We start from the raw sequence: 13,457 nt of genomic DNA on the forward strand, positions 1-13,457 counted from the left end.
TTGCGTCAGCATTTTTCCCCATGAGTGACGATATGAGTGTCAGTGAGTTCTGCGCGTCCGGTATTCATTATGCCAACTGACTGCTCACCGTAAGTTTCAACGTGGGATGCCGCTAAATTAAATGTGTTGGTATAGTTTTGAATACCAAAGCTCTGGCTTCCGGTAGTGGTAATCGTGACGTTTGAGCCGGTCAATTCACCGTCGTTATATATACCTGCATTACCAAAATCTCCCGTGGTGTTTATATTCACATTGTCTAATGAAAGGGTGGCATATCGGTTAACAATAGCCCGAGCCATGCCATACCCGGAAGTCGTAATGGTCGCGTTTTTTATCGTCAGGTCTGCGCCATTCAATATCTCAACACCATAAGAACCCTCTCCCGTCGCCGTATAGCTCCCCCCGTCAATGGTGCCTTTTGCATTAGAGCTAAACAATACGGCAGATGCGATCTCGCCTTCCGTCGAAACGGTAAGGTTGTTCAACATGGCTTCTGAGTTATCACCGACAATGGTTATCGCATGACTGCCTTCCCCGGAAGTGCGGATTGTGGATCCCGAATCATCGAGCGTGATTTTCGCTCCATTCGACACGGATAGCCCCATGCCTGCATCCCCGGTTGTGGATATCGTTAAGGCGCCGTTATCGGTGACGATGACATCAGAGCCAGAGGCGGATACCGCCGAGGTATTAGGGCTCGTCGTTGAATATTCACCACTGATGGTATTATTACCCGGGACTGCAACAAACGTCGTGTCACTGGCGTGTGCGGTACTCATAACACCTGACAAGATAATCGTTGCGATCGCGCTTCCGGCGCGTACGCAGGATTTGACTTTGCTGTCCCCTTTTGAAAACTCCGAGGCAACGATGTACATATTTCTGGCGCAATTCCAGACGATGTTATACGAACGGTTCATACACTTCCTTGTGAATCAATGAGTAAACTAAGTGTGGCTGTTGAGTAGAAAAATAACTCCGTTTGGATAGGGTAGAGTTAGTATTTCCTTAAAATGAGCTGGATTATCAGTAATAAATTGCATCGTGTTCAATTTAATATTTTTTAATCCAAACCTTAGTCTTTCTAAAAATACTGAGTGTTATTTAAGGAAGAGATAATTATCATGAATGAACTTGGGCGGGTTTTCAGATGAGCAGGGGAGATATATATGCTGTGTGAATATTTACCGTCGACAGTGAGCTAACAGTAAATATTCACATCAGGAATTTAAAAATCGACCGGGGCTTTAAACGTCATCGCGTTAGCGAAGGCCGGATGGGTGATGGTAAGCGTCTGCGCGTGCAGCTGCAGACGTGGCGCTAAGGTCAGCGCTTCAGGCGGCGCGTAAAAGCGGTCGCCCAGAATCGGATGACCCAGCGCAAGCATATGCACGCGCAGCTGGTGTGAACGTCCGGTAATTGGCTTAAGCAGGACGCGCGCGGTATTATCCGGCGCGTACTCAAGCACTTCATACTCGGTTTGCGCGGCCTTGCCGGTTTCATAACACACCTTCTGCTTTGGCCGATTCGGCCAGTCGCAGATCAGCGGTAAATCCACCAGCCCTTCCGCCTGCGCCGGGTGACCCCAGACGCGGGCGACATACTGCTTCTTCGGCTCGCGCTCGCGGAACTGGCGCTTCAGCTCGCGTTCTGCCGCTTTGTTCAGCGCCACCACAATCACGCCGCTGGTCGCCATGTCCAGGCGATGGACCGACTCCGCCTGAGGATAATCGCGCTGAATGCGCGTCATCACGCTGTCTTTGTGTTCATCCAGACGTCCCGGTACGGACAACAGCCCGCTGGGCTTGTTGACCACCATAATGTGTTCATCCTGATACAGAATGACCAGCCAGGGATCCTGCGGCGGATTGTACGGCTCCATCACCATCTTGCGCTCCGTTTACTGATGCGTCACAACGATAAGACGCAGGGCATCCAGACGCCAGCTTGCCTGATTCAGGCTTTCCAGCACCTGCTGACGGTTGCTTTCAATCGCCGCCAATTCGTCGTCACGGATGTTCGGGTTCACGGCCTTCAACGCCTCCAGACGCGACAGCTCTGCAGACAGTTTCTCGTCGGCTTCACTGCGCGCGGCGTCAATTAGCGCTCTGGCCGCTTTTTCAATCTGGGTTTCACCCTGCTGGAGAATGGCATGCACGTCCTGCTGCACCGCATTGACCAGCTTGCTGCCGGTATGGCGGTTCACCGCGCTCAGCTGGCGGTTGAAGCTCTCAAATTCAACCTGTCCTGCGAGGTTCGTGCCGTTTTTATCCAGCAGCAGACGCACCGGCGTTGGTGGCAGGAAGCGGTTGAGCTGCAGCTGTTTCGGCGCCTGCGCTTCCACAACGTAGATCAGCTCCAGCAGCAGCGTGCCTACGGGCAGCGCCTTGTTTTTCAACAGGGAGATGGTGCTGCTGCCGGTATCGCCAGAGAGGATCAGATCCAGCCCGTTACGGATCAGCGGGTGTTCCCAGGTGATGAACTGAGCATCTTCGCGGGACAGCGCCACATCACGCTCGAAGGTGATGGTGCAGCCATCTTCCGGCAGGCCCGGGAAATCTGGCACCAGCATGTGATCGGACGGGGTCAGGACAATCAGGTTCTCGCCGCGGTCGTCCTGGTTAATGCCAACGATGTCGAACAGGTTCATTGAGAAGCTGATGAGGCTGGTGTCATCATCCTGCTCTTCAATGCTCTCAGCCAGCGCCTGCGCTTTTTCACCGCCGTTGGAGTGGATCTCCAGCAGGCGGTCGCGGCCTTGTTCAAGCTGCGCTTTCAGCGCGTCATGCTTCTCACGACAGGACTTAATCAGATCGTCAAAGCCGTCGGTGTTTTCCGGCGCGGCCAGATAGCCGATCAGATCGCCGTGCACCTGATCGTAAATGGTGCGGCCCGTCGGGCAGGTATGTTCAAACGCATCCAGACCTTCGTGGAACCAGCGCACCAGCACGGACTGGGCCGTTTTTTCCAGATACGGCACGTGGATCTGAATATCGTGCGCCTGACCGATACGATCCAGACGACCGATACGCTGCTCCAGCAGATCCGGGTTGAACGGCAGATCGAACATCACCAGGTTGCTGGCGAACTGGAAGTTACGGCCTTCAGAACCGATTTCAGAACACAGCATAACCTGAGCGCCGCTGTCCTCTTCGGCAAACCACGCCGCAGCGCGGTCGCGTTCAACGATGGACATGCCTTCGTGGAACACGGCGGCGCGAATGCCTTCGCGCTCGCGCAGGACCTGCTCCAGCTGCAGTGCGGTGGCCGCCTTGGCGCAGATCACCAGCACCTTTTGGGAGCGGTGCGCGGTCAGGTAGCCCATCAGCCACTCTACGCGCGGATCGAAGTTCCACCAGGTGCCGGTATCGCCTTCAAATTCCTGGTAGATTTGTTCCGGGTAGAGCATGTCGCGGGCGCGCTCTTCCTGCGTTTTGCGCGCGCCCATGATGCCGGAAACTTTAATTGCCGTCTGATACTGCGTCGGCAGCGGCAGCTTAATGGTATGCAGTTCGCGTTTCGGGAACCCTTTCACACCGTTACGGGTGTTACGGAACAGGACGCGACTGGTGCCGTGGCGATCCATCAGCATGTCGATCAGCTCTTTACGCGCGGATTCCGCGTTGTCGCTGTCGCTGTTAGCGGCCTGCAGCAGCGGCTCGATATCCTGCTCGCCAATCAGATCGCTCAGGGTGTTGAGTTCATCATCAGAAAGACGCTTGCCCGCCAGCAGCAGCGCGACGGCATCTGCAACCGGACGGTAGTTATTCTGTTCTTCCACAAACTGCCCGAAGTCGTGGAAACGGTTTGGATCGAGCAGGCGCAGACGGGCGAAGTGGCTTTCCAGACCCAGCTGTTCCGGCGTAGCGGTCAACAGCAGGACGCCAGGCACGCGCTCGGCAAGCTGCTCGATAGCCATATATTCGCGGCTCGGCGCGTCTTCGCTCCAGACCAGGTGGTGCGCTTCGTCGACGACCATCAGGTCCCACTCGGCATCGCACAGATGCTCAAGACGCTGCTTGCTGCGGCGCACGAAGTCGAGAGAACAAATCACCAGCTGTTCGGTTTCAAACGGGTTGTCCGCATCGTGCTGGGCTTCGGCGTAGCGTTCGTCATCGAACAGAGAGAAGCGCAGGTTAAAGCGGCGCAGCATCTCAACCAGCCACTGGTGCTGTAAGGTTTCTGGCACCACAATCAGCACGCGCTCGGCAGCGCCGGAAAGCAGCTGTTGGTGCAGGATCATGCCTGCCTCGATGGTTTTACCCAGGCCCACTTCATCTGCCAGCAGCACGCGCGGCGCATGGCGACGGCCCACGTCATGGGCGATGTTCAGCTGATGGGGGATCAGGCTGGTGCGCTGTCCGCGCAGGCCGCTCCAGGGCATGCGGTACTGTTCACTCTGGAACTTACGCGCGCGATAGCGCAGGGAGAAGCGATCCATACGGTCGATTTGCCCGGCAAACAGGCGGTCCTGCGGCTTGCTGAACACCAGCTTGCTGTCGAGCAGCACTTCGCGCAGGATGACATTGGCCTCGTCGGTGTCCAGGCGAGTGCCGATGTAGGCGAGCAGTCCATTCTCTTCTTTTACGTCTTCAATCTTGAGCTGCCAGCCGTCGTGGCTGGTCACGGTGTCACCCGGATTAAACATCACGCGGGTTACAGGGGAGTCATTGCGGGCGTACAGGCGGTTTTCACCGGTGGCAGGGAAGAGGAGGGTAACCATGCGCGCATCAACGGCAACGACGGTTCCTAATCCAAGTTCGCTTTCTGTATCGCTGATCCAGCGTTGACCAAGTGTAAAAGGCATAGTTGTTCGGCTCTAATCTTTAATTGCAGGCAATAGTTCGACCACCGTCAAAAAAGACGGTCATCGAAAAATGGGTCCGGGAATGGAAAGGGCGCTATGGTACTGGATGGCAGCCATTTCGTCACGCGTCAAAATAGGCCAAGTTGCCCTGTCACTAGTGTAGCAAAATCATCGTCGATGAAGGGCAAAATTCCGTCGGCAACCGGCTGAAGCTGACGCGTCAGATAGTGTTCATAATCCAGAGGCGAGTGCTGATAATCCACCGGTTCCGGACCGTTTATCGTCCAGACGTATTTGATGGTTCCCCGATTCTGATACTGCGGCGCGCGGCCACGGCGGACGTTTTCTTCGTCCGCGAGGCGCGCGGCGCGAACGTGCGGAGGAACGTTACGCTGGTACTCCGCGAGCGGGCGGCGCAGGCGTTTGCGATACACCAGCTGCGCGTCAAGTTCGCCTGCCATCAGGCTGGCTATCGTCTCGCGCACGTAGTCCTGATACGGCTCATTGCGAAATACCCGCAGATAGAGCGTTTGCTGGAACTGCTGCGCCAGCGGCGTCCAGTCGGTACGCACTGTCTCGAGCCCTTTAAACACCATCCGCTGCGCGTCGCCTTCCTGAATCAGCCCGGCATAGCGCTTCTTGCTGCCCTGATCGGTACCGCGGATGGTGGGCATTAAGAAGCGGGCAAAATGGGTTTCAAATTCCAGCTCCAGCGCGCTGGTTAACCGCGCTTTCTGCAGATGTTCCTGCCACCAGTCGTTCACGAAGGCAACCAGCGCTTTGCCGATTTGCGCGGCATCGTCTTCGGAATGCGCGCCCTTAAGCCATACAAAGGTGGAGTCCGTGTCGCCGTAGATGACGTCATAGCCCCGGGATTCAATCAGCGCTTTAGTCTGACGCATGATCTCGTGCCCACGCATGGTGATCGAGGAGGCCAGCCGCGGGTCGAAGAAGCGACAGGCGCTGGTGCCCAGCACCCCGTAGAAGGCGTTCATGATGATTTTCAGCGCCTGTGAGAGGGGCTTGTTGCCGTGGCGCTTGGCCTCGTCGCGGCCGTGCCAGATGTTGCCTACGATGTCGGGCAGGCAGTGTTTTTCCCGCGAGAAGCGTGCGCCGAGGAAGCCTTCGGTGCTGTGTTCATCATCCGGCTGGGCCAGCCCCTCAACCAGCCCGACGGGATCGATCAGGAAGGTGCGAATTATCGACGGGTAGAGGCTTTTGTAGTCCAGGACCAGAACGGAGTCATACAGTCCTGGTCGGGAATCCATGACGTAGCCGCCGGGGCTGGCCTGCGGCGGCACGTCCCCGAGGTTGGGGGCGACGTATCCTGCCCGGTGCATTCGGGGAAAATAGAGGTGGCTAAAGGCCGCCACGGAGCCGCCGTGCCTGTCGACCGCAAGGCCGTTTACCGTCGCGCGCTCCAGCAGGAAGGGCATGATTTCGGTTTTGTGGAAAATCCGCGTGACCAGCTCACAGTCTTTCAGGTTATAGGTGGCGAGCGCGGGCTTGTCTTCGTTAAAGCGCCGGTCGATCTCGTCCATTCTGTCCCAGGGGTTGTCGATGGATTTGCCTTCGCCAAGCAGCTCCTGCGCCACTGCTTCGAGGGCGAATGACGAGAAGTTCCAGAAGGCGGACTTGAGCGTCTCGATGCCGTCGATAATCAGGCGGCCGTTCGCCTGTGCGAAGAAAACGCCGTTCTTAAAACCGTGTTCGCGCCACTCAAGCTCGCTGTTGCCGCGTCCGAGCATCAGCGGGATGCGGTAACGCTCGGCGTGTTTTTGCAGCACGCGCAGGTCGAACTGCACCACATTCCAGCCGATCAGAACGTCGGGATCGAAGTCGGCAAACCACTGGTTGAGCTTCTCCAGCAGCTGCGGCCGGCTGGTAACATACTCAAGCCGGAAATCCAGCGCGGAGGCATCACCATTCGGTGGCCCGAGCATATAGACAACCCGATCGCCGCAGCCTTCAAGTCCTATACAGTACAGTTCGCCGTGACGGGTGGTTTCGATATCCAGGGAGACCCACTTCAGCGGCGGGCGGTAGTGCGGGTTCGGCTTTAGCCGCGCGTTGATGAGACCGCCATTTTGCGGAGAACCATCGACCCAGACGGGCGCGGTAATAAACCGCTCCATCAGAAAGCGTTCGGGTGGGCGGATATCCGCTTCGTAGAGCGTCACGCCTGCTTCACGGAGCAGTTTTTCATAGCGCATCAGCTGACGATGGGCGCGACAGTAGAGGCCGTAAACCGGCTGACGGTGGAAATCTTTCAGTTCAAGCGGGGTAATGCGCCAGCCGTTTTCACCGCGCAGCAGCTGTTTCACTTTCTCGACGTGCGCTTCAGGAATAAACGCCACGGACTCCTGCGGCGGCAGCGTCACCTGCAGCGGGCCGTTGTCCGTTGCCAGCCAGAATTCAACCTCGGTGCCCTGAGGGGTATCCCGCCAGTGTCGGGTCAGTAAAAAGCCTTCTTGCGCCTGCGTCACGCCGCTATCCCACAAAACAAAACCAGGCCTGATTATAGCCTGGTTGAATGTTTTATGCTGGGGATATATACAGTTTATTGTCCGTAATAGGCCTTCGCGCCGTGCTTGCGCAGGTAATGCTTATCCAGCAGGGTTTGCTGCATATCCGGCAGCTGCGGCGCCAGCTGTCGACAGAAGATCCCCATATAGGCGATCTCTTCAAGCACGATGGCGTTATGCACCGCGTCTTCTGCGTTTTTACCCCAGGCGAACGGGCCGTGGGAGTGCACCAGCACGCCGGGCATTTGCGCCGCGTCGATACCCTGTTTTTCAAAGGTTTCGACGATCACGTTCCCGGTTTCCCATTCGTACTCACCGTTAATCTCCGCATCGGTCATCAGACGCGTACAGGGAATGGTGCCGTAAAAGTAGTCCGCGTGGGTGGTGCCGGTCGCCGGGATGGACTGGCCCGCCTGCGCCCAGATGGTGGCATGGCGTGAATGGGTATGCACGATACCGCCGATGGTTGGGAATGAGCGGTACAGCAGGCGGTGAGTTGGCGTATCGGAGGAGGGCTTTTTGTTCCCTTCCACCACTTCACCCGTTTCGATGCTGACCACCACCATATCGTCCGCCGTCATCACCGTGTAATCGACGCCGGAAGGCTTGATCACAAACACGCCTTTATCGCGGTCAACGGCGCTGACGTTGCCCCAGGTCAGGGTGACCAGATTATGTTTCGGCAGCGCCAGGTTGGCTTCGAGCACCTGGCGTTTGAGCTCTTCTAACATTGTTGTCTCCAGTGCCGGATGGCGCTTCGCTTATCCGGCCTACAGAACCGTAGGCCCGGTAAACGCGGTGCCACCGGGCATTCAGGGCTTAGCGTTTTGAACCGTAATAGACTTCGTTCCAGCGCAGCGCGTCTTTAAAGGCGGGCAGGCGGGTATCGTTATCAATCACGGTCAGCTCGATATCATGCAGCTCGGCGAACTGACGCATGTCGTTCAGATCCAGCGCGTGGCTGAAGACGGTATGGTGCGCGCCGCCGGCCAGGATCCAGGCTTCTGACGCGGTCGGCAGATCCGGCTGTGCTTTCCACAGGGCGTTGGCGACCGGCAGTTTCGGCAGGGAGTGTGGCGTTTCAACCGCATCGACGCAGTTCACCAGCAGGCGGAAACGATCGCCCAGATCGATCAGGCTGGCGTTGATGGCCGGGCCCGTGCGGGTGTTGAAGATCAGACGCGCCGGATCGGCTTTACCGCCGATGCCGAGGTACTGCACGTCGAGGATCGGTTTTTCCTCTACCGCGATAGAAGGACACACTTCCAGCATGTGCGAGCCGAGCACCAGGTCATTGCCGTTTTCGAAGTGGTAGGTGTAGTCCTCCATAAAGGAGGTGCCGCCCTGCAGACCGGTCGACATCACCTTCATGATGCGAAGCAGAGCGGCAGTTTTCCAGTCGCCTTCACCCGCAAAGCCGTAGCCCTGCTGCATCAGGCGTTGTACTGCCAGACCCGGCAGCTGTTTCAGACCGTGGAGATCTTCAAAGGTGGTGGTAAACGCGTGGAAGCCGCCCTGTTCCAGGAAGCGCTTCATGCCCAGCTCGATGCGCGCCGCGTCCAGCACGTTCTGGCGCTTGTCGCCGTTGATTTGTGCCGCAGGCGTCAGGCGGTAGCGGCTTTCGTACTCGTCCACCAGCGCGCTCACGTCGCCATCGCTGATGTCATTCACCACCTGCACCAGGTCGCCCACGGCCCAGGTATTCACGGAGAAACCAAACTTGATCTGCGCGGCCACTTTATCGCCGTCGGTGACCGCCACTTCACGCATGTTGTCGCCGAAACGCACCACTTTCAGGTGGCGGGTGTCCTGCTTAGAGACCGCCTGACGCATCCAGGCGCCGATACGCTGTTGCGCCTTGCCATCCTGCCAGTGGCCGGTGACCACCGCGTGCTGCTGACGCATACGCGCGCCGATGAAGCCGAACTCGCGGCCGCCGTGTGCGGTCTGGTTCAGGTTCATAAAGTCCATGTCGATGCTGTCCCACGGCAGGGAGGCGTTGAACTGGGTATGGAACTGCAGCAGCGGTTTGTTGAGGATAGACAGGCCGTTGATCCACATTTTTGCCGGTGAGAAGGTGTGCAGCCACACCACCAGACCGGCGCATTTATCATCGTAGTTGGCGTCGCGGCAGATGTGGGTGATTTCGTCCGGCGTCGTGCCCAGCGGTTTCAGCACCAGTTTGCACGGCAGTTTGGCTTCCGCGTTCAGCGCGTTAACGACGTGCTCCGCGTGTTTTGTTACCTGCTGCAGCGCTTCCGGTCCGTAAAGATGCTGGCTGCCAATCACAAACCACACTTCATAGTTATTAAAAATGGTCATCATCGTGTCCTTAATGGGTCAGGGTTGCCGTAGTGTCCGCGGTGCTTTTGGCCGGGGCGGCGACAGGGAGATAGTGAAGTTCGGCGCTTTTTGCCCATTGCTGGTAGCGCTGATAAAGCTGTTCAAAGCGTTGTGCCTGCTGGGCACGCGGCTGAAGGGTGTTTTCGACGGCACTCGCCATATGCTGCTGCGCGGTGGGGATATCCGCATGGACGCCAGCGGCTACGGCGGCGAAAATTGCCGCCCCCAGCGCGCAGCACTGATCGGAGGCCACAATCTGGAGCGGACGGTTCAGCACGTCGCAGCAGGCCTGCATGATCACCGGGTTTTTACGGGCGATGCCGCCCAGCGCCATCACGTTATTCACGTCGATGCCCTGCTCGGTGAAGCACTCCATAATCGCGCGGGCGCCGAAGGCGGTGGCGGCAATCAGACCGCCGAACAGCGCAGGCGCGTCGGTCGCCAGGTTGAGGTCGGTAATCACCCCTTTCAGGCGCTGGTTGGCAAACGGCGTGCGGCGGCCGTTAAACCAGTCCAGCACCACCGGGAGGTGGTCGAGAGACGGATTTTTAGCCCAGGCGTTGGTAAGCTGCGGCAGGAGCTGTTTTTTGCTCTCGGCGATCTGGGTTTTCAGTTCAGGATGTGCCGCCGCCAGCCGATCCAGCGGCCAGCCGAGCACGCGGCCAAACCAGGCGTAGATATCGCCAAACGCGGACTGACCGGCTTCGAGGCCGATAAAGTCTGGCACCACGCTGCCGTCAACCTGGCCGCAGATGCCTTTTACCGCGCGGTCGCCGACGGTGGCTTTATCTGCCGTCAGGATGTCGCAGGTGGAGGTGCCGATCACTTTTACCAGCGTGTTTGGCTGCGCGCCCGCGCCCACGGCGCCCATATGGCAGTCAAACGCGCCGCCGGAGATAGCTACGTTCTGCGGCAGGCCGAGACGCGTCGCCCACTCTTCGCAGAGGGTGCCGACGGGAATATCGGCGGTGAAGGTGTCGGTAAACAGCGGGTATGACAGGCTCTTGTTAATGATCGGGTCGAGCTCATCAAAGAACGCGGCCGGAGGCAGACCGCCCCAGCTTTCATGCCACAGGGATTTATGCCCGGCGCTGCAGCGGCCGCGGCGGATATCCTGCGGGCGCGTGGTGCCGGAGAGCAGGGCGGGAACCCAGTCGCATAGCTCAATCCATGACGCCGCTGCCTGTGCGACAGACGCGTCCGCGCGGGTGACGTGCAGGATCTTGGCCCAGAACCACTCGCTGGAGTAAATCCCGCCGATATACCGTGAGTAGTCGGTTTTGCCCGGCTGATGGCATAAGCGGGTGATGGCTTCGGCCTCTTCCACGGCGGTATGGTCTTTCCACAGCACGAACATGGCGTTCGGGTTGTCGGCAAACTCAGGACGCAGCGCCAGCACGCGGCCTTCGGCATCCACAGGGGCAGGCGTAGAGCCGGTGCTGTCGACGCCAATCCCAACAACATCGGCCCGCTGGGCGTCGGTCAGGTCCGCCAGAACGGTTTTGAGCGCCGCTTCCATCGACTCGATGTAGTCCCGCGGGTGGTGACGGAACTGGTTGTTTGGCGCATCGCAGTAGCGCCCCTCTTGCCAGCGCGGATACCACTCAACGCTGGTTGCTATCTCCTGGCCGGACGTACAGTCCACTGCCAGCGCGCGAACTGAATCGCTGCCAAAATCGAGGCCAATCGCAATTGCCATGGTGTTGCTCCATCGAAAAAACAGGTATGGAAGAACATTAGAGACTGGGGACAAAAGTCGTCAGGCAGGATCCGCTAATCTTATGGACTAAATTGCTGTTACAACGGAAAGTGTGACGCTGTGCAAATATTCAATGTGGACATTTCTGCCGCACTTATAGACACTTTTGTTACTGGTTATCTGCCTGCTCTGGCGGAGAAATCAGGGGGAAAGGCTGAAACATGGCGGACGTAAAAGCGGCGTGATGCTTTTTGGATCTTTTCGCGGGCCATTTTTAACCTGCATTTAGTGATATGGACAATTGGTTTCCTTCAGGACCCTTGGGAGAACTGAATCTATGGCCGAAACGCAGAACGATCCCCTGCTGCCGGGATACTCGTTTAACGCGCACCTTGTGGCGGGGCTGACCCCTATCGAGGCTGAGGGATATCTCGACTTTTACGTCGACCGACCGCTCGGGATGAAAGGGTATATCCTCAACCTGACCGTGCGGGGGGAAGGGATCATCAAGAACGGTGACCAGCAGTTCGTCTGCCGCCCGGGGGATATCCTGCTGTTCCCGCCGGGGGAGATCCACCACTATGGCCGTCATCCGGATGCCAAAGAGTGGTATCACCAGTGGGTCTACTTCCGTCCGCGCGCCTACTGGCAGGAGTGGCTTTCCTGGCCGGCTATTTTTGCTCACACCGGGTTTTATCGCCCGGATGAGGTACATCTGGCGCAGTTTCGCGAGCTTTTTGCCCAGATAATCGAGGCGGGGCAGGCTGGTGGACGCTATGCCGAACTGCTGGCGATAAACCTCCTTGAACAGCTGCTGCTGCGGCGGATGGAGGCGATTAACGCGTCGCTGAATCCGCCGCTGGATAACCGCGTGCGCGACGCCTGCCAGTACATCAGCGACCACCTGGCCGATAGCCAGTTTGATATTGCCAGCGTCGCCCAGCACGTCTGCCTGTCGCCGTCGCGGCTGTCGCACCTGTTCCGCCAGCAGCTTGGCGTCAGCGTACTGAGCTGGCGCGAAGATCAGCGCATCAGCCAGGCGAAGCTGCTGCTCAGCACCACCCGGATGCCCATCGCCACCGTGGGGCGCAACGTGGGCTTTGAGGATCAGCTCTATTTCTCCCGCGTATTTAAAAAATGCACCGGTGCCAGCCCCAGTGAATTTCGCGCGGGATGTGAATAAACGGTAAAAAAAGATAAACAAACAGGTGAATGCGGAAAGCAACCTGTAAACTATTCAGACAATTGTTGCCTTGACGCGGTGCGGGGCGCTAAGCAGAATCGCTGATTCGTTTTCTGACCGGAATAGTTATGCAGGCATTGCTGGAACACTTTATTACCCAGTCCGTTATGTACTCGCTCATCGCCGTGGCGCTGGTGGCGTTTCTGGAATCGCTGGCGCTTGTCGGGTTAATCCTGCCCGGCACCGTGATGATGGCGGGGCTTGGGGCGCTGATCGGCAGCGGTGAGGTCAATTTCTGGCAGGCATGGCTGGCCGGGATTATCGGCTGTCTGCTGGGGGACTGGATCTCCTTCTGGCTGGGCTGGCGCTTTAAGAAGCCGTTGCACCGCTGGTCGTTCATGAAAAAGAACAAAGCGTTGCTCGATAAAACCGAGCATGCGCTGCACCAGCACAGCATGTTTACCATCCTCGTGGGCCGCTTTGTTGGGCCAACGCGTCCGCTGGTGCCGATGGTGGCCGGGATGCTGGATCTGCCCGTCGCGAAATTTGTGGTGCCGAACATTATCGGCTGCGTCTTCTGGCCGCCGTTCTACTTCCTGCCGGGTATTCTGGCCGGTGCGGCGATTGATATTCCTGACGGTATGCAAAGCGGTGAGTTCAAGTGGCTGCTGCTGGGCACGGCGGTCCTGCTGTGGCTGGCGGTCTGGCTCTGCTGGCGCCTGTGGCGCAGCGCGAAAGCGAGCGTCGATCGCCTGACGCGCTATCTTCCGCGCTCTCGTCTTTTGTGGCTGGCCCCGCTGACGCTGGGTGTGGCCGTGGTGGCGCTTGTGGCGCTGATTCGCCACCCGCTGATGCCGGTGTACGGTGAGATCCTGTTGAAAGTTGTGAGCCGTTAAGCGC

The 13,457-nt window shown here is 58.1% G+C and carries 9 protein-coding genes; 2 read left to right on the forward strand and 7 right to left on the reverse strand.

Annotation, left to right across the window (positions count from 1 at the left end):
* Positions 1-5 precede the first annotated feature (5 nt).
* From FHC52_RS02240 to araB, 7 genes are all read right to left on the reverse strand, one after another.
* The gene (locus tag FHC52_RS02240; RefSeq protein WP_220419885.1) at positions 6-920 is read right to left on the reverse strand and encodes an ESPR-type extended signal peptide-containing protein; all 915 of its coding nucleotides are present in this window, start codon (positions 918-920) and stop codon (positions 6-8) included.
* A 308-nt stretch (positions 921-1,228) separates the two neighbouring features.
* Entirely contained in the window at positions 1,229-1,888 is a 660-nt protein-coding gene (gene rluA / locus FHC52_RS02245) for a bifunctional tRNA pseudouridine(32) synthase/23S rRNA pseudouridine(746) synthase RluA (protein ID WP_032654885.1), read from the reverse strand.
* Between the two features lie 12 nt (positions 1,889-1,900).
* Positions 1,901-4,807, reverse strand: a complete 2,907-nt coding sequence (gene rapA, locus FHC52_RS02250; RefSeq protein WP_025912159.1) for an RNA polymerase-associated protein RapA — start codon at positions 4,805-4,807, stop codon at positions 1,901-1,903.
* Positions 4,808-4,935: 128 nt separating this feature from the next.
* Entirely contained in the window at positions 4,936-7,293 is a 2,358-nt protein-coding gene (gene polB / locus FHC52_RS02255) for a DNA polymerase II (RefSeq protein ID WP_220419886.1), read from the reverse strand.
* A 74-nt stretch (positions 7,294-7,367) separates the two neighbouring features.
* Entirely contained in the window at positions 7,368-8,063 is a 696-nt protein-coding gene (gene araD, locus FHC52_RS02260; protein WP_023326685.1) for an L-ribulose-5-phosphate 4-epimerase, read from the reverse strand.
* 88 nt (positions 8,064-8,151) lie between these two features.
* Positions 8,152-9,654: an L-arabinose isomerase gene (gene araA, locus FHC52_RS02265; protein ID WP_008502010.1), complete on the reverse strand. Its 1,503-nt coding sequence runs from the start codon at positions 9,652-9,654 to the stop codon at positions 8,152-8,154.
* A 10-nt stretch (positions 9,655-9,664) separates the two neighbouring features.
* The gene (gene araB / locus FHC52_RS02270; protein ID WP_220419887.1) at positions 9,665-11,374 is read right to left on the reverse strand and encodes a ribulokinase; all 1,710 of its coding nucleotides are present in this window, start codon (positions 11,372-11,374) and stop codon (positions 9,665-9,667) included.
* A gap of 337 nt (positions 11,375-11,711) precedes the next feature.
* Here araB and araC point away from each other — a divergent pair, with 337 nt between their 5' ends.
* Both araC and FHC52_RS02280 read left to right on the forward strand, forming a co-directional pair.
* Entirely contained in the window at positions 11,712-12,557 is an 846-nt protein-coding gene (gene araC / locus FHC52_RS02275; protein WP_023293301.1) for an arabinose operon transcriptional regulator AraC, read from the forward strand.
* Between the two features lie 128 nt (positions 12,558-12,685).
* Entirely contained in the window at positions 12,686-13,453 is a 768-nt protein-coding gene (locus FHC52_RS02280) for a DedA family protein (RefSeq protein WP_008502007.1), read from the forward strand.
* Positions 13,454-13,457: the final 4 nt, after the last annotated feature.

Origin of the sequence: Enterobacter sp. EC_64 (assembly GCF_019584165.1) — a bacterium.
Lineage (GTDB): Bacteria > Pseudomonadota > Gammaproteobacteria > Enterobacterales > Enterobacteriaceae > Enterobacter > Enterobacter roggenkampii.